Origin of the sequence: Pseudoclavibacter chungangensis (genome assembly GCF_013410545.1) — a bacterium.
GTDB classification, from domain to species: domain Bacteria; phylum Actinomycetota; class Actinomycetes; order Actinomycetales; family Microbacteriaceae; genus Pseudoclavibacter; species Pseudoclavibacter chungangensis.
The window spans coordinates 809,489-832,707 of the sequence record NZ_JACCFV010000001.1 but is presented as its reverse complement, the minus strand read 5'-3'; the positions used below and the strand labels follow the sequence as shown (position 1 = coordinate 832,707).

Here is a 23,219-nt window from a genome sequence, read left to right as displayed (position 1 = left end):
CCATCGATCAGACCCCCGCCGAACAGGAGTGTTGCTTCGACGCTATGACACCACCGTCATCGCTGGCCACGAAGGGAAATTCAAAGGTGAATACGGGAAAGCGCAGATTGCCTGTATTTCCGCCTGCCAGTGCTGCTGGCGCGACGCCAAGGGCTCTTGCAACTACGGAGCGAGCTTCCTGCATTTGGGCCCAGACGCGGCCTTCAGCCTTGCCCACTTGGATGCCTGCTCCCCAGGCCGCGACCACGAGGATGAGAACGCCGATGATGACCGCCGCCGGTGCCATGGTGGCGGCGAGGATGATGCTGAGGGCCCAAGCGCACCCATAGGCGATGGCCCACACCATCCCGGCCCTGGTCTGCTCGATGGCCAGCACCAGGAGCGGGAGGGAGCGGAAGGCGCTGAATGGAAAGAAGGCCACCCACTTGGCCACGCTCACCATAACTATCCAGCTCCAGAAGAGTGCGAAAAACACCCACATCACCAGAAATTCATTGTGCTGGCTGGTCAGCTGAAGGCCTATGGCTGCTGCCAGGCCCACCAGGGCGAGCAGGATGAATGCCAGGGCGGCCATCCTCCTGGCTCCTCGCCTGGGGTCTTCCCCTGCCACGATTCCACCGACCAGCCCTGCGCCGAAGGCTCCCATGCTCATGGTGCCCACCCCTCTGTGTTGTAAAGTCGAGTCATGCCCAATGTATTGGTCATGGTAGCTGGTGGGCTGGGTGGGGACCAGAGGTGTGGGAAACTGGGGGCATGGCCATCTACCGCGTCCTCCCAGAGCTGGAGAGGGCGATGATGGAAGATTTCACCAGGGCCTTGGGGGCCAGGATTCGGGCGCTCAGGGAGGCTCAGGGGCTCGCTCAGGCCGAGATGGCTAGGCAGGCGCACTTGTCTAGGGAGATGCTGCGCCTGATGGAGGTGGGAGAGCGGGCTGTGTCTGTGGACAGGCTGCCGAGGCTTGCCGCCTTGCTCGGGCTCACAGTGACTGAGCTTCTTGCCCCGGTGGAGCCAGCCCAACTTCCTCCCCTGGAGCCGCTGCCAACTCCGGCTGAGGCGGCGCGCATGGAGAGCGATTCTGAGCCCTCCTAGGGCAACCTCCTGGGTCCCTGCCCGCAATGGGCCCTTCTGGAGAAATCTTCTCAAGAACTGCCAAAACGCCCCCGGATACGCGCGGTTCTACCTGGCGGATTCGGGGGCGTTCCAGGACGCGCTCAGACGCTTCCGGGAAGGGGGCGATTTCGGGCCTCGCGAGGGTCAGGCGATGGGGCCCCTCGCTATGTATCCCTGAGGTCATGAACCCCATGCTCGTCAATGGTGAGAAACAGGGCATCTGGTCTAGTCGTGGCGAGGTGTCGTCGTAGCAGATTGCTGACGCGCTCGATGGTTTGCGTTGCTTCGCGGATGGACGCATAGAGCTTCCCGTAGAGGTCCGGTCCGTCCAACCCGAGGACTCCCGTCCAGCCGCCGTGGTCAAAGAGCAGATTGTGCACCAGGTAGTTGCGGGCTTCAACCAGCTCCATGAATTCAGAGTGAAGGCCACTGGGAAGCTCTGGCTCCACAGCCTTCGCCTTGCTGCCCAACGTCGCGCGTTCGCGGGCTGGTTGTCCTAGCAGGAGTTCATGGATGCTGTTGGCCATTGCCTCTGCCACCTGGCACTGAGCAATGGCACGGCCAAGCATGAGATAGAGCAACTGCTCAGCCTCTTCGGGGCGACCCGGGACGGGAGGCTCATCGGTCGTCATGGAGTCATTCTCCCCGCACAGGCCCCTCCTGGTTGGGCTTCCAGCCGAGGGAGGGCGCGACGTACTTGGCGAAAGATTCGAGCAGTCTTGTGCAAAAAGAGACCCCGAGCTGCGAGGGGATCGTCAGCATGAGCGTGTCGGCCGACATGACCGCCTCGTCTGCGCGCAGTTCTTCGATCAACCGGTCCGGCTCGCCCACATAGGTGCGCCCGAACGTGGAACGGAACCCGTCGATGACGCCCACCTGATCGTGCTCCTGCCCCTGACGGAGCTGGTACAGGATGCGATCCTCGTCGGACACGACCGGGAACACGCTCCGGCTCACCGACACACGCGGCGCACCGCTGTGCCCGGCCTTCGCGTACGCGGCGCGGTAGCGGGCGATCTGCTCGGCCTGCAACTCGCCGAGCGACGCACCCGTCGCCTCGGTCACGAGCGTCGAGCTCATGAGGTTCACCCCCTGCTCGCCGGCCCACTCGGCCGTCGCGCGCGTCCCCGCGCCCCACCAGATGCGGTCCGCGAGCCCCTCGGCGTGCGGTTCGACGGCGAGCTTCTGCCCGACGCCGAACTGCTGCGGGTCGGCGTCCACGAGGCGCTCACCCCGCACGGCACGCATGAACAACTCGAACTTCTCGCGCGCGATGTCGGCGCCGCGGGGATCCTCCGACTCCTCGTAGCCGAATGCCTCCCAGCCGCGCAGTGCGGGCTCGGGTGACCCACGGCTGACGCCGAGCGCCACCCGGCCGTCGGAGATGAGGTCGAGCGCGGCCGCCTCCTCCGCGAGGTAGAGCGGGTTCTCGTAGCACATCTCGCGGTTGAAACACTCGTTCAGGTAAGCTTGGCTGCATGGTTGAACTGGTATCGCTGAGGAAGACGAACGAGGTTGCGGCGTACGTCCGCGCCTCGATGGACCGCAAGGGCGATCGGTGGACCGTCGAGACCCAGCTGCGGAAGATCAGGGCGCTGGCCGAGGCCAAGGACTGGACCGTGGTCGAGGTCTACGAGGACAACTCGGTGTCGGCGACGAAGAAGCGCCGCGCTGGCACCCGTTGGGCCGAGATGCTGGATGACGCCCGAGCGGGCCGGTTCTCGATGGTCGTCGCGGTGGACATGGACCGTCTCCTGCGCAGCACGAAGGACCTCAACACCCTGATCGACCTCGGCCTCCGCGTCGTCACCGTTGACGGCGAGATCGACCTCTCGACGGCGGACGGGGAGTTCCGAGCGACAATGCTCGCCGCCCTCGCCCGGTTCGAGGCTCGGCGCAAGGCCGAGCGCCAGATCAGATCGAACGAGCGCCGACGCACAGAAGGCATCCCCACGTCGGCCTGGAAGGCGTTCGGCTGGACGCGAGATGGCGAGCTGATCCCCGAGGAGGCCGAGGCCGTCCGGCGGGCGTTCGATGCGTTCCTCGGTGAGCCGTCGCTCTCGATCCGGCGCATCCGTGAGGACCTGAACAGCGCTGGTCACCTCACCGCGCGCGGGTCGGAGTTCTCCGTCGATGCCGTGCGGTACCTGCTGGCGAACCCTCTTTACGCTGGCTACATCAAGCACTACGCCTCGGGCGAGCTGTACCCGGTGCAGGGCGGGGCGTTCCCGCCCATCGTCAGCGAGCAGACGTGGCGTGCCGCGGTGGCGAAGCTGGAGGACAACGTGCGGAGGTCGGCGAGGCAGGGCAACCAGCCGAAGTACCTCCTGTCCACGATCGGGCTGTGCGGTAAGTGCGGTGCGACGCTCGTCTCGGGGACGAACAGCCGCAAGCAGCCGACGTACCGCTGCGGCGAGCAGTTCCACCTCACGCGCCAGCGCGAGCCCGTCGATGCGATGGTCACCGAGGCGGTGCTCACCCGACTGTCCTCGGTGGACGTGCACGACCTGGTGATGCCGCAGGAAGACGACGGGCCGGACCGCGAAGAGCTGCTGACCGAGCGGAACGCCCTGGTCGAGCGCGTCAAGGAACTGAGCCCGCTGCTGCGAGACATCCACCAGCCCGTGCTGGAGATCACCGCGGCGATCAACGACGTGAAGGCCCGCATCGACGAGATCGACGCGGAGCTGCTCGACCGCTCGGTGTCGGCGGCGGCGAAGTTGCTCGCAGGCGTGGACGAACCGGTCGGGACTGCTGAGCGCCGCGAAGTCGTCGAGTCGAAGTGGAAGGCGCTGGACGTGGACCGCCGCCGGGTGCTCGTGGACGAGCTGGTGACGGTGACCATCGAGCCGATCGCCCCCGGTCACGTGAAGTTCGACCCTGACCTCATTCGGATAGAGCCGCGTCGCGACTGACTCATGAGTCGACTCGTCATTGCAATGGTGAGTCGACTCATGGTAGAACAGTTGCAGAGGCGAATGGACGGCGCTTCGTGGTCCGCGGGGGCAGCGAGGTGGCACGTCCCCGGGCAGGTAAATGGAGTGAACCTCGTGCGAGCGAGGGTGAGACACCCCCGGTGAACTGAAAGCTATCCCCGACGGGCAGGCCACCGTCGAAGCTCCGACCGAAAGGTCGCCAGGCGTGAGGGCTCCTGGAACTCCCGAAGAACGATCTTCGGGAGTTTTTCATGTCCACCACGGACACCCGCACCGCTGACCTCGCACCTCCGCCTGACCTCGATCAGGGCCGAATGGTTCCTACTCAGGTCGAGGGCCTGGATGACGTCATCGCCACCGCCCGTGCCGCCGGTCGCCGTGCCGGTGAGCGCCTGGCCCACACCCCGCTGACCCCGCGCCAGCGCGCCGCCGTCGCCTCCGTGATGGTCGGTGGTCGCTGATGACTGCGAACTCCGCCGCCTTCGATCACGTCGAGGCGTTCCGCTGGCATCAGGGGGATCCCGCCCTCTCCGACTCCGAGGCTCGCCTGTACGACCTCGGCGTGCTCCGCTCCGTGCTGGAGGAAGCCGTCGAGATCGCCGTCGCCGACGCCCGCGCCGACCGTGTGACCTGGGCCAAGATCGGCGACGCACTCGGCGTCACGCACCAGGCCGTGATCAAGCGCTACGGCCGGGGCGGTGGTCGCTGATGCACGCCGACGCCCGCAACTTCGTCTGGGTTTCGTACTCCAAGAGTTTCGGGAGCCTCATTCGTTCCTACGGGCGCGGCAAGGGCTTGTCGATTGCCGCGCTTTGCTCCAACTTCCGCGCCAACATGCGGATCCCGCATCCCACTGCCCCTGTGATTCCACGGGTTCATTTGGGGTCTCATTTGGGGGTCAATAGGGGGTCATTTAGGCGTCGCACCCCCTCTGAGACCCTCCGCGCCGCCTGCAGCGGGGGTGGTCGTCGTGGCTAAGCAGGAGAACAACCCGACGAGCATCGGCCTCACGCAGTACCTCGATCCGTCGTACTGGACCTGGGCCGCCGAGGATCCGAACGGTGCCGCGCTGCTCCAGCAGGGGGCCGGGACGATCCTCGCCTACGTGGTGCAGCGGCTCGAGGCCATCGGCTGCGAGGTCACCGAGGCCTACGGCATCGTGCACGACAAGGACGAAGGCGAGGTCTGGAGCGACACGGAGAAGGCCCTCGTGGTCGAGCCGAAGCCCGAGCACCTGCACGCGGTCGTCAAGTTCGCCAGCCGTGCGAAGAGCGCGCCGCTGGATCGGCTGGCGTTCGCAATCGGTGTCGAGCCTCAGTACGTCGAGAAGCCGGGTCGCGGCCGGTACGCCTACGACAACATGCAGGCCTATCTGACGCATGCGAAGTACGCGGACAAGCACCAGTATTCGCCGTCGGAGGTCGCTACGGTGCGCGGGCCGGACTACCTGGGTATCGACGCGCTGCGTCGGGAGACGTGGCTGAAGGGCCGCGCCCACGTGAAGAAGAAGGTCGTCGCGGAGAATTTCGAGGACATGCGCGAGCGCGTGCTCCAGGGCGAGATCACGCGCGATCAGATCATGCTCACCGATGACCTGTTCGACATCTACTCGCGGCATCAGCGGGAGATCGACGACGCCCTCTCTGCCTACGGGCAGCGTCGCGCGTACCGGGCGGCCGCGAAGCTCCGCGCCGGTGAGTTCTCCACGCACGTGGTGTTCGTCCACGGGGATGCCGGGATCGGCAAGACCAGGTTCGCCACGGACTTCATCACCGAGGCAATCAATGCGGCGAACGCTCACGGCGAGCGGTGGCAGGTCTACCGGGCCGCGACGGGGAACCCGCTCGATGACTGGCGGGGTGAGGAGGTGCTGCTGCTGGACGACCTGCGGGCCTCAGCGATGGACGCGAACGACTGGCTGCTGCTGCTCGATCCGTACAACGCCTCGCCTGCGAAGGCCCGCTACAAGAACAAGGGCGAGGTGGCTCCGCGCCTCATCGTCATCACGGCCACCATCGAACCGGTCGAGTTCTTCTACTACGCCCGACAGAAGGGCAACGTGGACGAGGCGCTGGACCAGTTCATCCGCCGCCTGGCGTCGGTCGTGAAGGTCTACCGGGCCGACGACATCAACCGCTACCTCGTGCAGCACATCGGGAAGGTCGAGCCCTACGAGTGGCATCAGTGCAGCCTCCCGGCTACCGCTCACACGCCGGGTGTCAACGGCAACGCCTACCACCAGCAGGTGGCTCCGTCGCGCAAGCTCACCTACGGCCCGGAGACCTCCGCGGAGCACGACGCGGACGGAGCAGTCGCTGAGCTGTTGAGCGGGCTAGCGGTCCGGAGCCCGGACGTGCCGCTGGCGCTGATCGGAGGTGCCGCATGAGCACCGATCAGTATGCGCTTTTCCAGGGGGTCGAGGGGGCCGGAGGCCCCTCGCAAGCAGGCATGGAGGACACGAGCGTCAGCGATGTGTCCGACATGCCTACTGCTTGCCACTCTGGCGTACAGGTGGAGCAGCAGACCGACTCCCAGGTGAACACCGGTCGGGCTGATGCGGAGGCTGTGCGGCAGAGTCACGGCGGCGCGAAGCGTCGTCGTGGCAGCGGCGGGCGGCTCGATACTCGCTTCGATGACGCCACGCTCGGGGCGCTTCGCACTCGTGCGAAGCGGCTCGGGCTGGCTCCGAGCACGTGGGTGCGGAGCGTCGTGCGCGATGCCCTGCACGCCTCCCGGAGCGAGGAGCTGGACGCTGCCGTGGCCGCGCACCTGCTCGGGGTCGAGGCCCGCGCGCAGGCCTCGGCGGACGCTCGGGAGCTGGCCGCGCAGGTGCGCCCGCTGGCGATCAACGTCAACGACCTGGACCGCCGCGCGCGGGCCGGTGAGACGGTGACGCTGTCAGCGGAGGTGCCCGAGCTGATCGAGCTGCTGCGCGAGGTCCGGGCGCTGCTCGGGGATCGGACGGCATCGTGAGCACCACGCACTACAGTCCGAGCACCAGCGCCGCGGACACGGAGCGCTACATCCGGGGCAGGGAGGACGAGCGCGGGGTCGCGGTCACGTGCGACGTGCCCGGAGGCCCCGGCGCGTTCTCGGCGCACGCCCGTGCGCTCACGCAGAACACGAAGCGAGATGTCGAGGCGCTGCACTATCGGCAGAGCTTCAGCGACGAGGAGTTCGACCCGGAGAACCCGGAGGACGTGCAGCGGGTGAACGATCTGGGCTACCAGCTCGCGAAGAAGATGCACCCCGATTCGGACTGCCTCGTCGTGACCCACACCGATGGTCGCGGCGGTAAGCCGCACAACCACATCTTGGTCATCAACCACAACAACGAGACCGGGAAGGCGCTCTCGGACTACCGCACGTTCCACGACCGCAAGGCCGGGAACCAGCGGGGCGTGCAGTCGGCGAACGATGAGCTGATGCGCGAGCACGGGCTGTCGGTCGTGAAGCAGTTGGAGCGTCAGCCGCAGGACTGGGAGCTGCGCCGGGAGGACTTCGCGGAGGGCGGGCTCGATCGCGAGATGGGCGACCGGATGACCGCCGCCCTGGCCGATCCCCGCGCGGTGGACAAGGCCGGTCTCGAAGCGGTGATCGCGGAGCAGAACCAGCAGCTCGGCGACGACGGGGAGCCGGTGCCGCGGATGCGCCTTCACACCGCCGTGAGCAAGCGGGGCAAGAACGTCGGCAAGGAGACGTGGACCCTCTATATCGAGGACCGCCGCGGCGAGTCAGGGCGCGCCGAGCGCCGCAAGCGCACGAGCGCTCTCTCGGCGGACTTCACCCCGGAGGGCGCGCAGGCGTTCTTCCACTACCACCAGCAGCAGAAGGAGCAGGACCATGAGCGCAGCGCTCGACAGGCTGAAGCAGCAGAACGCGCAGAGCGGATCGCCGCCGCAGCTCGAAAGTCCCGAGACGACGGAGACCTTGACCTCGATCCTCGCCGCCGTCGAGGCGCAGAACGCGAGGCTCAACCGGCTGGCCGAGCAGCAGAGGCAGCTCACGGGCTTCGTGAAGGTCATGGACGAGGGGATGAGCAAGCGCATCGACCGGGCGTCGACCTCGCAGCCGTCCGCCAGCACGTCATCGCAGATCGAGAGCGTCGAGATCAGGCTGACCGAGATCGAACATACGCTAAGCGAGTTCGTGCAAAGTCTCGACGGGAAGCGACTGAGCGCCGCCTCGCAGAGCTTGATCGCCGAAGCGCAGAAGAATCACGCGGCTACGGCCTCGGCGATTGACGGGCTCAAGGCGCAGGCCGAGGCGAACCAGAAGCTCGTGAGCCAGGTCGGCGGCGCGGTGCAGCGGATCGAGAAGCGCACCGAGGAGCGGGTCGAGAAGGCCGTCGAGGAGGTCGCCGGGGAAGCCTCGGCCACGATGACGGCGAACCTCGACGCGTCGAACGAGCGGGCCGAACGGATCATCGCCGCCACGGCGAAGCTGGAGGCCCGACAGCTCTGGTCGGCCGCCGCCGCGATGTGCCTCGCGCTCCTGCCGGGGGCCGTGGTCATCGCCGGGCTCTGGATGGGCATCGCCGGTCTCATCACGGGCGCTCAGTGGGCGCTCGATGTGGACGGGAGCGTGTGGCTCGGCATCGGGCGGTGGCTCGTGGTCGCCGTGGGCCTCGCCGGGGCCGGCTACGGGCTCTTTGCTTCTGTCCGCTGGGTCGCCGGCCTCGTGGAGAACTGGAAAGGCCGCGGAATGCCGAAGTGGCCGCGCTGGCGCAGATAGTTCAGCGCGGAAGCTGCTCCGATTCGGAGATGATCTCGCGCATGCAGGCGACTGTCAGTCGTCGCCATTCACTTCTCGGTGCAGCGTCTGGAGCATCCTCTCCGCGAAGGTGTGCGAGTGCTACGCCGAGGATCGGTGCGTGATGAGGGAACAATGTGAGCGCACGCTCTCCGGCCTCTTGCTTGCTGATGACGTCACCCGTCGCGAGCGTCGCGTGCATCCGTGCAGGCCCGAGCAGCCGCCACTGGACCCTTCCGGCTCCGAGCGCTCCGCGCCTCCTCTCGGTGCGCAGCATTAGCGGCTTCCAGTACCCCAGCAGGTTGTTCAGAGTCCATGCTAGGAGCTCGTCAGACTCCGGGTCCAAGCCCCAGGTCGAGATGTCCCCTCCCCGTAACGCTATGCCGCCGTGCTGAAGCTCGTGCCAGATGACGGGATTCACATCGAACGCGCCCCTGGGGTTGAAGAGCTCGCCCACATGAGAAGCGATCGGCTCAATCTGCGTCACAGGGCGCGAGATCTCGGAGGTCCACACGAACGAGGTGTTGCAGCACGCGCTGATGCCCATTCCCCGAACGGCGCGCCCGAGCAGACGCGGGAGTTGCGAGAGGTGCAGAGCGCGCAAGCGTGGGATCAGACCGGAGCGCCCTCGCCATGCGTCATCGAGCGTAGCGATGAGGTCAATGTCGCTGGCCTTCGGTCGATACGCACCCAGCGCAACAGAACCGCCGACAGCGACGCTCGTGATCGCTCCAGGCAGCAGCCGATCGGCGGCGTCCAGATATGACTGGCTCGCTCGGCGGACTTCGTCCGGTAGTGCAACCTCCATGCACTTATCGTACGGAGAAGCCACCTCGAAGCGGTGTACCCGGTTGCAGACTGGCGAGTCAGCCACCGAGGGCAACCGCGGCGGAGGCGTGGGCGGCAGCTATCGACGAGTGTTACAAAGCACACATGCGCTAGCGCATGTCGATAACCCCGGTACCGACTTCGATGTGCTTCGTGCGCGCGGCGATCGCGCTGAGCAGCGGCATGGGCGCGGCCGCCTGCCGCGCGAAGTGGTGCACGCGGAAGTAGGCGCCGTTCACGCCGATCTCGTCGGCCGCCTCGGCGATCCCGATCGCATCGTGCAGGGACGCGCGGGCATCCGGCCCGTGCGCGCCCCCGGTCGGGCCGTAGTGCCCGAAACTCAGAAATCCAAAAGCTTGCATAATCATGTAAACGACGCGTGGACGCCGATATTCCGCCTTCCCGCCGATGGCCTCGTCCGATGTCGACGCGCCTCCATCACAGCCTGCGCACCCAACCTCCGTGCCGGCTCCGGGCTCGCACGTCGCTCGTCGCCGCGGGTTCGGCGGGTCGGGTCGGCTCGGCTCGGCTCGGCTCAGGGCACCTCGAGCCGCCAGCCTCGCGTGGCGCACCGCCCGTCGATGCCCGTCCCGGTCGCCAGCACCGTCCCATCGGCACGCAGCCCGAGCGTGTGGGTGGACCCCGCGGCGACGGCGACGACCTCGCGCCACGCCCCGACCTCGCACTGCCCGCGGTCGTTGTTCCCCGTCGCCCAGGCGCGACCCCGCGCATCGACACCGGCGGTGTGGGAGCTCCCCGCGCTCACGTCGACGAGATCGAACCACCCGGCGACGTCCGTCGCCCCCTCGCTCGCGTCGCCCGTGGCGACGGCACCACCGTCGCGCGTCAGGCCGACGGTGTGCAGGTATCCCGCGGCGACAGAGACGAGGCCGCGCCACTCCGAGACCCGGCACTGCCCCCGGCGGTCGAGACCCGCGGCGACCGCGGTGCCGTCCGCCCGCAACCCGATCGAGTGCCAATCGCCCGCCGCGACCGCGACGATCTCGCGCCACGCGTCGACGTCGCACGCGCCCTCGTCACGCCGCCCCGCCGCACGGACGGAGCCATCGGCCACGACGCCCAGCGTGCGCCGCCATCCGGCCGCGACGGACACGACGTCGCGCCATCCGGCGAGGTCGCACTGTCCGTCCGCGTTCCACCCGGTGGCCACGGCCAGCCCGTCACGACGGAGGCCGACGGTGTGCGAGCGGCCCGTGTTCCGCGCGGTGTGCACGTTGCCCGCGGCGACCGCCACGATGTCCCGCCACGCTCCGACACCGCACTCCCCCGCGCGGCCGTCCCCGACGGCGACGACCGTCCCGTCGGGCTGCACGCCCACCGAATGCCGCCGACCGGCGGCGATGACGGGGAGACATGCGCCGTGGGACTCACGAATCGCGGCATTCATGGCGTCGATTCTCGCGCGACCGCATCAAGGAGCGCCCACGCCCGAACGGTGCCGCTTGATCGGTCTGCTCGCACCGTTCGTCCGATCGGCGACGCCCGGGCCGTGCACGGTCGAGTGATGCGGCGTGCCTGGGCACGGGCGCATCACCGGGCACCCGGTCGACGTCGCGAACGACTCAGGCGCCGGACATCGCCGAGAGGTCCGGCGTGATGAGCCCGAGCAGGTTCCCGTCCGGGTCGCGGATGTTGGCGACCCGCCCCACACCCGCGAGGTCCTCGGGAACGGCAGCGCTGCTCGCCCCCTGATCGATCGCGAGCGAGAACGTCGCGTCGACGTCGTCGACCGCGACCACGATGTTCGCACCGTTGACGGGTGCCGACGGGCCGGGCGGCGAACCCTCACGCCTCGTCAGGCCACCGTTGATCCCGACGCCGTCGTCGCCGTCGGCGTCGGCCGTACTGATCGACCAGTAGTCCATGTCGCCGAACCTCGTGAAGGTCCAGCCGAACACGGCCGTGTAGAAGTCGATGAGCGCATCGGGCTCGCTCGCATGGATCTCGAAGTGGACGACTCGTGACACTGGGGGTTCCTTTCCGACCACGCGACCGCCCCGGCGGAAGCACCATCGACCCCGCCACGGTCGCACACGCCCGGGCATGCTGCCACGCCAGCCACGGAACCCGCCGAGAACCGACACGCCGTGTCGTGACCCGCTGCCCGAATCGGACTCGCCGGCCGCTTCGCCGGCCGGGCGGCCCGGGCCCCGCGGCGGTCGCCAAGACTTTCGGCCGAATGTGCCGCACGAGCGCGCCCGGCACCACGCCGCCCGTCCCCGCCGAGCGTCCGGGCGCCGTGGGAGCATGGAGTCGTGCCCGTCTCCTTCACCGCGATCGACTTCGAGACCGCGAACCGCTCCCCCGCCTCGGCGTGTGCGGTCGGCCTCGTCAAGGTCGTCGACGGCGCGGTCGTCGAATCCGACTCGTGGCTCATCCGACCGCCCGCGGGGCACGACTCGTTCACGCCGTTCAACGTGCGCCTGCACGGCATCGCGGAGGCCGACGTGAGCGAGGCCCCGACGTGGACGGCGCAGCTCCCTCGCCTCCTCGAGTTCGCGGACGGCGACGTCCTCGTCGCCCACAACGCGCCGTTCGACCTCGGCGTCATGGCCGCGGCGAGCCTCGCGACCGACGCGGCGCTGCCCGTGCTGCGCCACTTCTGCAGCCTGCGGACGGCCCGACGCGTGTACGACCTCGCGTCCTACCGGCTGCCGCTCGCCGCCGCGGCCGCGGGATTCACCGATCTCGTCCACCACGATCCGCGCAGCGACGCGGAAGCCGCGGCGGCGATCGTCATCGACGCGGCCCGCCGAACGGGTGCCGCGGACCTCGACGCGCTCGCGAACGCGGTGGGCGTCCGCATCGGCGAACTCGCGATTCACTCCGACCGCTCGGGAGCCGAGCGGCTCGTCAGCGGGGCGACGTTCGGCTGACACCCGACACCCGACACCGGGCACCGGGCACTGCCCCGCCTGCCGGGAGACGTCCGCGAGGTGTCCCCGCTCAGCGTCGTCGCACCATCCGGACTGCATCGTCCGGTGGGACGACGGCGCAACGCCGAGCGGGAGCGCGATGCCCGCACACCTCCGGGCGTGAGCGCGACGCCGTCACCGCGTCGGGAGGGCGCGCGTCAGCGCCCGCCGCCCGCCGTCACCGGACGGGCGACGGGACGCGACCCGCACCGCTCACGAACGCTCGGCGCTCAGAGCCACTTCGCCTCGAGGTGCTCGGCCTGCACACGACGCACCGTTCCTGAGTGCGAGCGCAGCACGACCGAGTCCGTCACGATGCGCTTCCCCTCGCGGCGAACGCCCGCGCACAGGCCGCCGTCGGTGACGCCCGTCGCGACGAAGTACGTGTTGTCGGTGCGGACGAGGTCGTCCTGCGTGAGCACGCGGTCGAGGTCGTGCCCCGCCGCGATGGCCTTCTCGCGCTCCTCGTCGTTGCGCGGGTACATGCGTCCCTGCATCACGCCACCGAGGGCCTTGATGGCGCACGCCGTGATGATGCCCTCCGGCGTCCCGCCGATGCCCGTGCACATGTCGATGCGCGTCGCGCTCCGTGCGGCGTTGATACCGCCCGCGACGTCGCCGTCGAGCATGAGGCGCGTCCCCGCGCCCGCCTCGCGGATCTCGGCGATGAGCTTCTCGTGCCGGGGACGGTCGAGCACGGCGATCACCATGTCCTCGACGGCCTTGCCCTTCGCCTTCGCGAGCGCCCGGATGTTCTCACCGATCGGCTTCGCGAGGTCGATCACGCCGATGCCCTCGGGGCCCGTGACGATCTTGTCCATGTAGAACAGATCCTTCGGGTCGTACATCGAGCCGCGGTCCGCGACGGCGATGACGCTCAGCGCGTTCTGACGGCCCGCGGCGGTGAGCGAGGTCCCGTCGATCGGGTCGACCGCGATATCGCACTCCGGCCCCTCGCCGTTGCCGACGACCTCACCGTTGAACAGCATCGGGGCTTCGTCCTTCTCGCCCTCGCCGATCACGACGCGGCCCTGGAACTCGACGGTGTGCAGGAACTTGCGCATCGCGTCGACCGCGGCACCGTCGGCGGCGTTCTTGTCGCCACGGCCGATCCAGGGTGCCGCCCGGATCGCGGCCGCTTCGGTCGCCCGGACGAGCTCCATCGCGAGGTTGCGGTCCGGCTTGTAGAAGAGCTTCTCGTCGGCTTCGTCGGTGGGCGCGGTGCTGTCGTTCACGTGGTTCCCTTTCACACAAGCCGGTGCGGGTCGCGGTCGCGACCGGCCCGACGGCGTCGTCGACTCCCAGCGTAGCGCCGAGGCGTGTGCGCCCGGGTGCCCGGCCACGCCGCGAACGCCCACCGCCGCTCAGTAGAGTGGGAGGGTCGCGGGGCCGCCGCCGTCCCGCGACCACACCAAACCGCCGAAGGAGCTCCGAATGCCCATCGCCACGCCGGAACAGTACGCCGAGATGCTCGATCGCGCGAAGCAGAACGGCTTCGCGTATCCCGCTGTGAACGCCTCGTCCTCCAGCACCATCAACGCGATCCTGCAGGGGTTCGCCGAAGCCGGCTCCGACGGCATCATCCAGGTGACGACCGGTGGCGCCGACTACTTCGCGGGGCAGACCGTCAAGGCCCGCGCCCGCGGTGCCATCGCGATGGCCACCTTCGCGACCGAGGTCGCCAAGAGCTACGACATCACCGTCGCGCTCCACACGGACCACTGCCCCAAGAGCGCGCTCGACGACTTCCTGCTTCCCCTGCTCGACGACGCCGAGGAGCGCATCCGCAACGGCGAGGCGCCCCTGTTCCAGTCGCACATGTGGGACGGCTCGGCCGTGCCGCTCGGCGAGAACCTCGAGATCGCGCAGGAGATCATCAAGCGCACCAAGGCCAACAACCAGGTGCTCGAGGTCGAGATCGGTGTCGTCGGCGGTGAGGAGGACGGCGTCGCGAACGAGATCAACGAGCACCTCTACACGACCCTCGACGACGCTGTCGCGACCGTCGAGGCGCTCGGCCTCGGCGAGAAGGGCCGCTACATGGCCGCCCTCACCTTCGGCAACGTGCACGGCGTCTACAAGCCCGGCAACGTGAAGCTCCGCCCCGAGCTGCTCGCCGAGATCCAGGAGGGCCTGCAGGAGAAGTTCGGCACGGGCCCGAAGCCGCTCGACCTCGTCTTCCACGGCGGTTCCGGCTCGACGGAGGAGGAGATCGCCACGGCCGTGGCGAACGGCGTCGTCAAGATGAACATCGACACCGACACGCAGTACGCGTACTCGCGCTCCGTTGCCGACTCGGTCCTCAAGAACTACGACGGCTTCCTCAAGATCGACGGCGAGGTGGGCAACAAGAAGATCTACGACCCGCGCTCGTGGGGCAAGAAGGCCGAGACCGCGACCGCCGCGCGCGTCGCCGAGGCCGCGAAGCAGCTCGGATCGTTCGGGCAGTCGCAGCGCTCGTGAGTCACCCGTCCGACCAGGCCGACCGCCCGGACGACGGGGCCCCCGCGGCCCCGTCGTCCGGCGGCGGCCGGCCCGCCGCCCACCCCGAGAGCACGCCGGTCGAGACCGGCCGCACGGGTGAGCCCGGCCGCACACGACCGACCGGGTCACCGTCGACGACGATCGGGCGATCGCGCACCGGCGTCAAAGCGAAACCTGACGGCCCGACGACGAACGAGTCGCCGAAGAACGCGAGCGGAACCAGCCGCAATCCGAACCTCTCCAACTTCACCGCGACGCCCATGGGTGTCGTCGACACGGAGAAGCTGAAGGAGAATCGGCGCCGCAGCGACCGCATGGTCGGCATCATGCTCCTCGCGGTCGGGATCCTCGCGACGATCACGAACATGGTGATGTTCACCGAGAACTCGCTCGCCATGACGTTCGCGTCGTTCTACGAGCAGTACGGGGTCGGTGCCTACACGCGGCCCGACGGCCTCACGGCGCTCTCGCTCGTGGGCATCCTCGGACATCCGGCGATCTACGCGATCGCCCTCTACCTGACGCTCATCCGGTGGCGCGCGGGCAAACGCGCCGCGTGGATCCCCGTGCTGGGCGCCGTGCTCGCGACCCTGTTCTCGTTCGCACTCATCATGCTCGGCATCATGATGCACCCGGAACTCGTGCAGGCACTCACCGCGGCCGCGCAGCAGACCCCGGCGCCGACGCCGACGCCCTGAGCCACCCGACCGGCTCTCGCGTCGGCGCCGGTCGCTCGGCGGTGAGCTCGCGCCCGTCCGGGTGGATCCGCGTGCCCGGTCCCGTTCGGGCGGATGCGAGGACGGGCGTCGCTCCGCAGCCACCGCGCCCGCTCGCCGCCCCGCTTGGGGTGCGCGAGACGCGGCCCCGAGGCGGCTAGGCTCGTGCACCATGGCCGCAGGCGCGACGATCCACACCTTCACCGTGCAACTCGCCGACCTCGATCGTGGTGTGTACGCCGACCCCGTGCTGCGCGTCGCCCGACACCCGTCCGAGACCGACACGTACATGCTCACGCGCGTGCTCGCGTACTGCCTCGAGTACGAGAACGGCATCGACTTCACCGCCGGCATCTCCGCCACCGACGAACCCGCGATCCTCGTGAAGGATCCGACCGGGTCGGTGCTCGCGTGGATCGAGATCGGTGCTCCCGACGCCAAGCGGCTCCACACGGGCAGCAAGCTCGCCGAGCGCACGGCCGTGTACACGTTCCGCGACCCGGCGAAGCTCGTCGCGGGGTGGGCGGGCAAGCCGATGCACCGGGGCGCGGACATCCCCGTGCACAGCTTCGATCCCGGCTTCGTGGAGCGCGCCGCCGCGGCGATCGAACGCCGGAACGAGCTCACGGTGTCGGTCACGGAGGGGCACGTGTACCTCGAACTCAACGGAGCCTCGTTCGACTCACCGATCCACACGGTGTCCGCAGCCTGACCGGCCCGCGAGTTCGCCGAATCCGCGACGGCCGGGCCGCCCCGAGCCCCCGCTCGTCGTCGCCGACGACGCGCCACGCCCGGGGCGGCGTTCGGCACCTCGACGAGGCGAGGCGACCGTGCCCGACCGTCGCAGTATCCTCGGAGGGCCGACCGCCGACCCGGCGCCGAGCCCGCAGCGAATCGGAGCGCAGATGGTGAGCATGACCCCACCCCCGTCCTCGGCCGAGGAGCCCTGGTCGGTCGGCACGGTCTCCGAACTGCTGCACGAATGGATCTCGCGACTCGGCGCGGTGTGGATCGAGGGCGAACTCACCGGCTGGAACATCCGCGGCGGCCACGCCTACGGCAAGCTCAAGGACCTCGAGGGCGACTCGACCCTGAGCATCACGGCGTGGCGCTCGGTCGTGCAGCGCCTCGACGGCGAGTTCAAGCAGGGCGACCGGGTGGTCGCACACGTCAAGCCCGACTTCTGGAAGAAGGGCGGCACGCTCTCGATGCAGGTCTACGACCTGCGCCACGTCGGCCTCGGCGATCTGCTCGAACGCATCGAACGACTCCGGCGGGAGCTGCGGGCCGAGGGGCTCTTCGATGCGGACCGCAAGCGCCGCCTGCCGTTCCTGCCGAACACGATCGGTCTCGTCACGGGGCGCGACTCCGATGCGGAGAAGGACGTGAAGCGCAACGCGGAGTTGCGCTGGCCCGCAGTCCGGTTCCGCACGATCTACACCTCGGTGCAGGGCGAGCGGACGGTCGACGAGGTGTCGGCGGCGTTGCGCGAGCTCGACGCCGATCCCGAGGTCGACGTCATCGTCGTCGCCCGTGGCGGCGGCGACTTCCAGCACCTGCTGCCGTTCTCGGACGAGCGACTCGTGCGGCGCGTGGCCGAGCTCTCGACGCCCGTCGTGAGCGCGATCGGTCACGAGGCCGATCGGCCGATCCTGGACGAGGTCGCCGATCTTCGCGCATCGACCCCGACCGATGCCGCGAAGCGCATCGTGCCCGATGTCGCGGAGGAACTCGCGATCGTGCAGCAGGGGCGCTCGCGGCTCGTGCAGCGCATCGCGAATCTCATCGCGAACGAGACGCGGGGGCTCGACCAGATCCGGTCCCGCCCGGCGCTCGCTCGCCCGGAGTGGATCGTCGAGCAGCGCGGCGACGAGGTCATGCGGCTCGCGGCGCGCGGTGAGGAGCTCGTGGACCGGTTCGTGGAGCGCGAGCACGAGCAGGTGCGATCGCTCGCGCGTCATCTCTCGGCGCTCTCGCCGCAGAAGACGCTCGACCGCGGCTACTCGATCGTCGAACGCGTCGACGGCCCCGCCGCCGACGACGACGCGCGACACGTCGTCCGCTCCTACGCCGACGCGCCGGTCGACTCGAAGCTGCGCATCCGCGTGTCCGACGGCCGGATCGCGGCGACGACCACGGACGCCACCCCCCTCACCCCCTGACACGCCCCCTGCCCACCCCCCTGCGACTCGATCACGAACGGACACGACCGCCGAGTTCCGGGTGGTTCTCGGGGTTCCGGGTGCCCCGGAACCCCGAGAACCGCCCGGAACTCTGGCGAGTGGAGAGGGTTGGGAGTGTGGGAGGGGTGGGGGTGGGCGGGCTTTAGACTGGGGGTATGGCTGCTCGTACCCCTGTCCCCTCCCCCGACGCGGCGGCGAACGCCGATGTCGCCGAGCTGAGCTACGAGGACGCGCGCGACGAGCTCGTCCGCGTCGTGACCGAGCTCGAACAGGGATCGCAGACGCTCGAGGCGTCGCTCGCGCTCTGGGAGCGCGGCGAAGCGCTCGCCGACCGCTGCGAGCAGTGGCTCGTCGGCGCGCGCCAGCGCCTGGAGGCGGCCCGCCGAACCTCGGACACCGACGCCGACGACGCGTCGGACGACCGGGCCTGAGCATGGCGAAGACCACCGAGCCGCGGGTCGTCGCCGAACTCGGCCGCCCCGAGACGCCCGAGGAGACCGCCGCCCGCAAGGCCGAGGCGAGTCGCCTGCACCGCGTCCGCCAGACGTTCCGCAACCTCGTCGCGTCACTCGTCGTGTGCGCGATCGGCATGTTCCTGCTCGTCGTCCTCGTCCCCCGCGACGACACCTCGCGGCTGCCCGAGATCGACTACATCGCGGCGGCCGCGCAGGCCCAGCCCGACCACGCGCAGCCGCTCGCTGCGCCCGTCCTGCCCGACGGCTGGGTCGCCAACGGTGCCGAGATCCGCACCGGCGCCGACGGGGTCACCGAGTGGTACGTCGGCTTCCTCGTGCCCGGCCCGTCCGGCGAGCCCGCCGAGTACGTCGGCCTCAGCCAGGGCCTCGACGCGAACCCGACGTGGGTCGCGCAGAAACTCACCGATCGCACGGTCACGGGCGAGGTGAACCTCGACGGACACGTCTGGACCGCATACGACCACCTCGATCTGCCCGACGAGGAACGCGGGAACACCGCCTATGCGCTCGTGCTCGAACACGACGGCTCGACGTACGTCGTCTACGGCAGCCACTCGGCCGAAGCGGTGCAGACGGTCGCGAGGGCGATCACGGCGGGCTTCACGGACTGACCTGCTCGTCCGCCGGACGGTGCCGGGAGCGGCCTCCCGGCGGTCGCGCCGACTGGGTACGCTTGGGCTCGTGCACCGATGCGTCGGTGCACGCGCGCGCCGAGGCGCGCATACCGCGAACGCCGTCGGCGGCAAGGCCCGACGGCCGTCTGCTCCTTCGAAAGGTGACCACGTGGTTGACGAGACCGAGTACCGCATCGAACACGACACGATGGGCGAGGTGCGCGTTCCGAAGTCCGCGCTCTACGGCGCGCAGACACAGCGCGCAGTCGAGAACTTCCCGATCTCCGGCTCGCGCCTCGAGGACGGCCAGATCATCGCCCTCGCACGCATCAAGCGTGCCGCGGCGCTCGTGAACGCCGAGCTCGGGATCATCGACGAGGCGCGCGCGAAGGCGATCGTCGCCGCGGCCGAGGAGATCATCGGCGGTGCGCACCTCGACCAGTTCCCGGTCGACGTGTACCAGACCGGCTCGGGCACGTCGTCGAACATGAACACGAACGAGGTGCTCGCGGCGCTCGCCACGGCCTCGCTCGGTGAGAACGTGCACCCCAACGACCACGTCAACGCGTCGCAGTCGTCGAACGACGTCTTCCCGACCTCGGTGCACGTCGCCGTCACCGACGCCCTGCTCAACTCGCTCGTCCCGAGCCTCGACCACCTCGCGGTCGCGCTCGAGGCGAAGGCGGCGCTGTGGGCGCAGACCGTCAAGGCCGGCCGCACACACCTCATGGACGCGACGCCCGTCACGCTCGGCCAGGAGTTCGCGGGCTACGCACGTCAGATCCGCCTCGGCATCGACCGCGTGAACGCGACGATCCCGCGCGTCGCCGAGGTGCCCCTCGGCGGCACCGCAACCGGTACGGGCATCAACACCCCCGCGGGCTTCTCGCAGAAGGTCATCGCGGAGCTCGCGTCGAACGCGGCGCTCCCCCTCACCGAGGCGGAGGACCACTTCGAGGCGCAGGGCGCGCGCGACGCGCTCGTCGAGGCCTCGGGCGCACTCCGCACGATCGCCGTGTCGCTCATCAAGATCAACAACGATCTGCGCTGGATGGGCTCGGGCCCGAACGCCGGCCTCGGTGAGCTCCACATCCCCGACCTGCAGCCCGGTTCGTCGATCATGCCCGGCAAGGTCAACCCCGTGATCCCCGAGGCGACGCTCATGGTCGCGTCGCGCGTCATCGGCAACGACGCGGCGATCACCATCGCGGGCGCGTCGGGCTCGTTCGAGCTCAACGTGCAGATCCCGGTCATGGGCACGGCCCTGCTCGAATCGATCCGTCTGCTGTCGAACTCGGTGCGCGTGCTCGCGGACAAGGCCGTCGACGGCCTCGTCGCGAACGAGGAGCACGCGCGTGCCCTCGCGGAGTCCTCGCCCTCGATCGTGACGCCCCTCAACCGCGTCATCGGCTACGAGGCCGCGGCGAAGATCGCGAAGCACGCGGTCGCCGAGAAGATCACGGTGCGTCAGGCGGTTATCGACCTCGGTTACGTCGAGCGTGGCGAGATCTCCGAGGAGGAGCTCGACGCGAAGCTCGACGTGCTCAAGATGACCTCGCCCAACCTGTAGGCGGTCATCACACGACGGGGCCCGGTGCTCGAGCGGACGGCTCGCGCACCGGGCCCCGTCGTGTGACGCGGCGACCGGCCGTCAGGCGCCGTCGACGCGCTCCTCGCTCCGGTCGCCCGACCAGCGCGTGTGGAACGTGCCCGGGCGGTCGATGCGGCCGTACGTGTGGGCGCCGAAGAAGTCGCGCTGCCCCTGCACGAGCGCTGCCGGCAGTCGCTCCGCGCGGAGCGAGTCGTAGTACGCGAGCGACGAGGAGAACGCGGGCGCGGGCACGCCACCCGTCGTCGCCGCCACGACGACGCGGCGCCAGGAGTCCTGCGCGTCCGCGACGGCCGTCGCGAAGTACGGCGCCGTGAGGAGCGAGACGAGCGCCGGGTCGTCGGCGTACGCCTCCGTGATGCGACCCAGGAACTGCGCGCGGATGATGCAGCCTCCGCGCCAGATCGCCGCGATGTCGCCCTTGCGGATGTCCCAGCCGTAGTGCTCGGCCCCGGCGACGATCGCGTCGAAGCCCTGCGAGTAGGCGATGATCTTCGACGCGTAGAGCGAGCGGCGCACGTCCTCGACGAACGCCTCGGGGTCGTCGACCGTGAAGCCGTCGGGGCCCGGGAGCGTGCGGGCCGCGGCCCGCTGCTCCGGCCGCGACGAGACGGAGCGGGCGAACACGGCCTCGGCGATGCCCGAGACGGGGACGCCGAGATCGAGCGCGGTCTGGACCGTCCACGCGCCGGTCCCCTTCGCACCCGCCCGGTCGAGGACGACGTCGACGAGCGGGAGCCCCGTATCGGTGTCGACCTGACGCAGCACCTCCGCGGTGATCTCGATGAGGTACGACTCGAGTTCGCCGCGGTTCCACTCGGCGAAGACCTCGGCGATCTCGGCGGGCGTCCTGCCGGTGCCGTGGCGGATGAGGTCGTAGGCCTCGGCGATGAGCTGCATGTCGGCGTACTCGATGCCGTTGTGCACCATCTTGACGAAGTGCCCGGCGCCGTCGGTCCCGACGTGCGTCACGCACGGCTCCCCCTCGGCGACGGCCGCGATCGAGGTGAGCAGGGGGCCGAGCGTCTCGTACGACTGCACCGAGCCGCCGGGCATGAGCGACGGCCCGTTGAGCGCGCCCTCCTCGCTGCCCGAGATCCCGCAGCCGACGAAGTCGATGCCCGTTTCGCGGACGGCCCGTTCGCGCCGGATCGTGTCCGCAAACTGCGCGTTCCCGCCGTCGACGATGATGTCGCCCGGCTCGAACACCGCGACGAGCTCGTCGATGACGGCGTCGGTGGGGGCACCGGCCTTGACCATGATGATCGCGGTGCGCGGTCGCTGCAGCGATGCCGCGAACTCGGCGACGGTCGTGGCGGGCACGAACCCGGCTTCGGGGTGCTCGGCGACGAGCGCGTCGGTGCGGCCACGGCTGCGGTTGTAGATCGCGACCGTGTTGCCGTCGCGGCTCGCGAGGTTGCGGGCGAGGTTGGACCCCATGACGGCGAGTCCGACGACGCCGACGTTCGCGGTCGCCTCCGTCGCGCTCATGCGCGTTCCGCCGTCGCGTCCGGGTGGCCCGGTTCGCCGGCTTCGTCGGAAGCGCCGGGGGTGACGTCCGCGGCCCCGCGCTCGGCGACGAATCGCCGGGTCACGGCGATGTCGCGGTCTCCGTAGCCACGCTCGACGAGCTCGTCGAACGCGGCGCGGAGCGTGGGCAGCAGCACGGCATCGGTTCCCGTCGCGATCGCGACGTCGTTCGCGAAGCGCAGGTCCTTGACCATGTACTTCGCGACGCCCGAGGGCGAGTCGTCGCCCGTGACGAGCTTCTCGCGTCGGCTGTCGAGGAGCACACCGCCCGCGTAGCCGCCGGAGAGCAGGCCCCACAGCGTGTCGAGGTCGATCCCGCTCCGATCGGCGAGCACGCTCGCCTCGCCGAGCGCGAGGATCGTGGCGGAGACGACCATCTGGTTGCATGCCTTCGCGACCTCGCCCGCACCGAGCGGCCCGAGGTGCACGGGACGACCGCACGGGGCGAGGAGGCGCGCCGCCTCGGCCGCGTCGTCCGCGTCACCACCGAGCATGATCGAGAGCGTGCCGGCCTTCGCGCCGTCCTCGCCGCCCGAGACGGGGCAGTCGACGACGTGCACGCGACCGTCCGTCTCGTCTGCCAGCCTCGCGGCGAGCTCGCGCACGCCGGTCGGCGACGAGGTGCTGCCGATGAGCAACAGGAGCGGGTCCGTGACGCCGGCGAGGAGTCCGGACTCGCCCTGGAGCACGTCCTCGACCTGCGGCAGATCGGGGAGCATGAGGAGGACCGCGTCGCTTCGTGCGGCGAGGTCCCGCGGCGTGTCGACCCATGTGGCACCCGCGGCGAGCAACGGGTCGTCGTCGCGTTTCGTGCGTCCCGTGACGCTGAGGGCGCCGTGCGCGTCGAGAAGGTGTCCGGCCATCGGTCGCCCCATGGCCCCGAGGCCGATGACGCCGATGCGCGTGTCCTGATGAGCTGCATTGATCACGCATGCAGTCTAGCAATTGATCAACATCGTGAACAGAGTTCAGTAGACTGGACTGACCGTCCGTCCCATGCGAGCCTCCGATCCACGGAAACCGCACGCATCCGACGGTTCGGTTC

The 23,219-nt window shown here is 69.4% G+C and carries 24 protein-coding genes and 2 pseudogenes; 16 read left to right on the top strand and 10 right to left on the bottom strand.

The features are described 5' to 3' along the window. Positions 1-7: 7 nt before the first annotated feature. Positions 8-574 carry a hypothetical protein gene (locus tag HNR16_RS03675; protein WP_158040056.1) on the bottom strand — a complete coding sequence of 189 codons (567 nt, stop codon included), beginning with the start codon at positions 572-574 and terminating at the stop codon, positions 8-10. Positions 575-753: 179 nt separating this feature from the next. Between HNR16_RS03675 and HNR16_RS03670 the strand changes: the two genes are divergently transcribed. After that, entirely contained in the window at positions 754-1,089 is a 336-nt protein-coding gene (locus tag HNR16_RS03670) for a helix-turn-helix domain-containing protein (protein WP_179558082.1), read from the top strand. A 185-nt stretch (positions 1,090-1,274) separates the two neighbouring features. On the opposite strand, the gene HNR16_RS03665 is transcribed toward HNR16_RS03670, so the two are convergent. Both HNR16_RS03665 and HNR16_RS03660 read right to left on the bottom strand, forming a co-directional pair. Beyond that, entirely contained in the window at positions 1,275-1,742 is a 468-nt protein-coding gene (locus HNR16_RS03665; protein ID WP_158040058.1) for a hypothetical protein, read from the bottom strand. A 4-nt stretch (positions 1,743-1,746) separates the two neighbouring features. After that, positions 1,747-2,550 carry an LLM class flavin-dependent oxidoreductase gene (locus HNR16_RS03660; protein WP_158040059.1) on the bottom strand — a complete coding sequence of 268 codons (804 nt, stop codon included), beginning with the start codon at positions 2,548-2,550 and terminating at the stop codon, positions 1,747-1,749. A 38-nt stretch (positions 2,551-2,588) separates the two neighbouring features. On the opposite strand from HNR16_RS03660, the gene HNR16_RS03655 reads away from it, so the two are divergent. The 7 genes and pseudogenes from HNR16_RS03655 to HNR16_RS19105 all read left to right on the top strand — a co-directional run bounded on the left by HNR16_RS03655 (position 2,589) and on the right by HNR16_RS19105 (position 8,780). Continuing rightward, complete coding sequence (locus HNR16_RS03655) at positions 2,589-4,025, top strand: recombinase family protein (protein ID WP_158040060.1); 1,437 nt, start codon at positions 2,589-2,591, stop codon at positions 4,023-4,025. Between the two features lie 272 nt (positions 4,026-4,297). Next, positions 4,298-4,507, top strand: a complete 210-nt coding sequence (locus HNR16_RS03650) for a hypothetical protein (RefSeq protein WP_158040061.1) — start codon at positions 4,298-4,300, stop codon at positions 4,505-4,507. Further along, complete coding sequence (locus HNR16_RS03645; RefSeq protein ID WP_158040062.1) at positions 4,507-4,755, top strand: hypothetical protein; 249 nt, start codon at positions 4,507-4,509, stop codon at positions 4,753-4,755. The genes HNR16_RS03650 and HNR16_RS03645 overlap by 1 nt, the downstream gene beginning before the upstream one ends. Positions 4,756-5,007: 252 nt before the next feature. Continuing rightward, the gene (locus HNR16_RS03640) at positions 5,008-6,432 is read left to right on the top strand and encodes a Rep family protein (protein ID WP_158040063.1); all 1,425 of its coding nucleotides are present in this window, start codon (positions 5,008-5,010) and stop codon (positions 6,430-6,432) included. Beyond that, on the top strand, positions 6,429-7,019 hold the full coding sequence (locus HNR16_RS03635; RefSeq protein ID WP_158040064.1) for a hypothetical protein: 591 nt from the start codon (positions 6,429-6,431) through the stop codon (positions 7,017-7,019). The genes HNR16_RS03640 and HNR16_RS03635 overlap by 4 nt, the downstream gene beginning before the upstream one ends. Next, positions 7,016-7,477: pseudogene (locus HNR16_RS19110) on the top strand (relaxase/mobilization nuclease domain-containing protein); the annotation flags it as partial. The gene HNR16_RS03635 and the pseudogene HNR16_RS19110, both read left to right, overlap by 4 nt. Positions 7,478-7,889: 412 nt before the next feature. After that, positions 7,890-8,780, top strand: a complete 891-nt coding sequence (locus tag HNR16_RS19105; RefSeq protein WP_377700628.1) for a FlaG family protein — start codon at positions 7,890-7,892, stop codon at positions 8,778-8,780. A 1-nt stretch (position 8,781) separates the two neighbouring features. Here the strand turns inward: HNR16_RS19105 and HNR16_RS03620 are convergent, their stop codons facing one another. From HNR16_RS03620 to HNR16_RS03605, 4 genes and pseudogenes are all read right to left on the bottom strand, one after another. After that, a complete protein-coding gene (locus HNR16_RS03620; RefSeq protein WP_158040066.1) occupies positions 8,782-9,606 on the bottom strand; it encodes an aminoglycoside adenylyltransferase domain-containing protein in 825 nt (274 codons plus the stop codon). 133 nt (positions 9,607-9,739) lie between these two features. Next, a pseudogene (locus HNR16_RS03615) lies at positions 9,740-9,988 on the bottom strand (LLM class flavin-dependent oxidoreductase); the annotation flags it as partial. A gap of 173 nt (positions 9,989-10,161) precedes the next feature. After that, positions 10,162-11,034, bottom strand: coding sequence for an RCC1 domain-containing protein (locus tag HNR16_RS03610; RefSeq protein WP_158040067.1), 873 nt, complete (start codon positions 11,032-11,034; stop codon positions 10,162-10,164). 175 nt (positions 11,035-11,209) lie between these two features. Continuing rightward, complete coding sequence (locus HNR16_RS03605; protein WP_225737813.1) at positions 11,210-11,614, bottom strand: VOC family protein; 405 nt, start codon at positions 11,612-11,614, stop codon at positions 11,210-11,212. A gap of 288 nt (positions 11,615-11,902) precedes the next feature. Here HNR16_RS03605 and HNR16_RS03600 point away from each other — a divergent pair, with 288 nt between their 5' ends. Next, positions 11,903-12,523 (top strand): exonuclease domain-containing protein, encoded by a 621-nt coding sequence (locus HNR16_RS03600; protein WP_158040069.1) that lies wholly within the window; start codon positions 11,903-11,905, stop codon positions 12,521-12,523. Positions 12,524-12,792: 269 nt separating this feature from the next. Here HNR16_RS03600 and glpX read toward each other — a convergent pair whose 3' ends face one another. After that, entirely contained in the window at positions 12,793-13,725 is a 933-nt protein-coding gene (gene glpX / locus HNR16_RS03595; protein WP_158040206.1) for a class II fructose-bisphosphatase, read from the bottom strand. Between the two features lie 271 nt (positions 13,726-13,996). Between glpX and fbaA the strand changes: the two genes are divergently transcribed. The 7 genes from fbaA to HNR16_RS03560 all read left to right on the top strand — a co-directional run bounded on the left by fbaA (position 13,997) and on the right by HNR16_RS03560 (position 20,605). After that, positions 13,997-15,025 carry a class II fructose-bisphosphate aldolase gene (gene fbaA / locus HNR16_RS03590; RefSeq protein ID WP_158040070.1) on the top strand — a complete coding sequence of 343 codons (1,029 nt, stop codon included), beginning with the start codon at positions 13,997-13,999 and terminating at the stop codon, positions 15,023-15,025. Next, positions 15,022-15,744 (top strand): DUF6264 family protein, encoded by a 723-nt coding sequence (locus tag HNR16_RS03585; protein WP_158040071.1) that lies wholly within the window; start codon positions 15,022-15,024, stop codon positions 15,742-15,744. Before fbaA ends, HNR16_RS03585 begins: the two co-directional genes overlap by 4 nt. Before the next feature lie 190 nt (positions 15,745-15,934). Continuing rightward, positions 15,935-16,474, top strand: coding sequence for a YaeQ family protein (locus tag HNR16_RS03580; protein ID WP_158040072.1), 540 nt, complete (start codon positions 15,935-15,937; stop codon positions 16,472-16,474). 202 nt (positions 16,475-16,676) lie between these two features. Next, positions 16,677-17,924 carry an exodeoxyribonuclease VII large subunit gene (xseA, locus tag HNR16_RS03575; RefSeq protein WP_225737814.1) on the top strand — a complete coding sequence of 416 codons (1,248 nt, stop codon included), beginning with the start codon at positions 16,677-16,679 and terminating at the stop codon, positions 17,922-17,924. A gap of 176 nt (positions 17,925-18,100) precedes the next feature. After that, positions 18,101-18,376: an exodeoxyribonuclease VII small subunit gene (locus tag HNR16_RS03570; RefSeq protein WP_158040074.1), complete on the top strand. Its 276-nt coding sequence runs from the start codon at positions 18,101-18,103 to the stop codon at positions 18,374-18,376. Between the two features lie 2 nt (positions 18,377-18,378). Continuing rightward, complete coding sequence (locus tag HNR16_RS03565) at positions 18,379-19,032, top strand: DUF4245 domain-containing protein (RefSeq protein WP_158040075.1); 654 nt, start codon at positions 18,379-18,381, stop codon at positions 19,030-19,032. Between the two features lie 172 nt (positions 19,033-19,204). After that, positions 19,205-20,605 carry a class II fumarate hydratase gene (locus tag HNR16_RS03560; RefSeq protein WP_158040076.1) on the top strand — a complete coding sequence of 467 codons (1,401 nt, stop codon included), beginning with the start codon at positions 19,205-19,207 and terminating at the stop codon, positions 20,603-20,605. 81 nt (positions 20,606-20,686) lie between these two features. Here HNR16_RS03560 and gndA read toward each other — a convergent pair whose 3' ends face one another. Together gndA and HNR16_RS03550 are read right to left on the bottom strand one after the other, a co-directional pair. Next, a complete protein-coding gene (gndA, locus tag HNR16_RS03555; protein WP_158040077.1) occupies positions 20,687-22,135 on the bottom strand; it encodes an NADP-dependent phosphogluconate dehydrogenase in 1,449 nt (482 codons plus the stop codon). Continuing rightward, a complete protein-coding gene (locus tag HNR16_RS03550) occupies positions 22,132-23,103 on the bottom strand; it encodes an NAD(P)-dependent oxidoreductase (RefSeq protein WP_225737815.1) in 972 nt (323 codons plus the stop codon). Before HNR16_RS03550 ends, gndA begins: the two co-directional genes overlap by 4 nt. Between the last annotated feature and the right edge of the window lie 116 nt (positions 23,104-23,219).

What these genes read in the sequence shown, in the direction of transcription:
- HNR16_RS03665 (WP_158040058.1), bottom strand. Translation starts at nt 1,742, where the DNA reads ATGACGACCGATGAGCCTCCCGTCCCGGGTCGCCCCGAAGAGGCTGAG.
- HNR16_RS03610 (WP_158040067.1), bottom strand. Translation starts at nt 11,034, where the DNA reads ATGAATGCCGCGATTCGTGAGTCCCACGGCGCATGTCTCCCCGTCATC.
- HNR16_RS03645 (WP_158040062.1), top strand. Translation starts at nt 4,507, where the DNA reads ATGACTGCGAACTCCGCCGCCTTCGATCACGTCGAGGCGTTCCGCTGG.
- HNR16_RS03570 (WP_158040074.1), top strand. Translation starts at nt 18,101, where the DNA reads ATGGCTGCTCGTACCCCTGTCCCCTCCCCCGACGCGGCGGCGAACGCC.
- glpX (WP_158040206.1), bottom strand. Translation starts at nt 13,725, where the DNA reads ATGGAGCTCGTCCGGGCGACCGAAGCGGCCGCGATCCGGGCGGCACCC.
- HNR16_RS03650 (WP_158040061.1), top strand. Translation starts at nt 4,298, where the DNA reads ATGTCCACCACGGACACCCGCACCGCTGACCTCGCACCTCCGCCTGAC.
- HNR16_RS03670 (WP_179558082.1), top strand. Translation starts at nt 754, where the DNA reads ATGGCCATCTACCGCGTCCTCCCAGAGCTGGAGAGGGCGATGATGGAA.
- HNR16_RS03655 (WP_158040060.1), top strand. Translation starts at nt 2,589, where the DNA reads ATGGTTGAACTGGTATCGCTGAGGAAGACGAACGAGGTTGCGGCGTAC.
- HNR16_RS03580 (WP_158040072.1), top strand. Translation starts at nt 15,935, where the DNA reads ATGGCCGCAGGCGCGACGATCCACACCTTCACCGTGCAACTCGCCGAC.
- HNR16_RS03635 (WP_158040064.1), top strand. Translation starts at nt 6,429, where the DNA reads ATGAGCACCGATCAGTATGCGCTTTTCCAGGGGGTCGAGGGGGCCGGA.
- fbaA (WP_158040070.1), top strand. Translation starts at nt 13,997, where the DNA reads ATGCCCATCGCCACGCCGGAACAGTACGCCGAGATGCTCGATCGCGCG.
- HNR16_RS03620 (WP_158040066.1), bottom strand. Translation starts at nt 9,606, where the DNA reads ATGGAGGTTGCACTACCGGACGAAGTCCGCCGAGCGAGCCAGTCATAT.
- HNR16_RS19105 (WP_377700628.1), top strand. Translation starts at nt 7,890, where the DNA reads ATGAGCGCAGCGCTCGACAGGCTGAAGCAGCAGAACGCGCAGAGCGGA.
- HNR16_RS03660 (WP_158040059.1), bottom strand. Translation starts at nt 2,550, where the DNA reads ATGTGCTACGAGAACCCGCTCTACCTCGCGGAGGAGGCGGCCGCGCTC.
- HNR16_RS03675 (WP_158040056.1), bottom strand. Translation starts at nt 574, where the DNA reads ATGGCCGCCCTGGCATTCATCCTGCTCGCCCTGGTGGGCCTGGCAGCA.
- HNR16_RS03565 (WP_158040075.1), top strand. Translation starts at nt 18,379, where the DNA reads ATGGCGAAGACCACCGAGCCGCGGGTCGTCGCCGAACTCGGCCGCCCC.
- gndA (WP_158040077.1), bottom strand. Translation starts at nt 22,135, where the DNA reads ATGAGCGCGACGGAGGCGACCGCGAACGTCGGCGTCGTCGGACTCGCC.
- xseA (WP_225737814.1), top strand. Translation starts at nt 16,677, where the DNA reads ATGACCCCACCCCCGTCCTCGGCCGAGGAGCCCTGGTCGGTCGGCACG.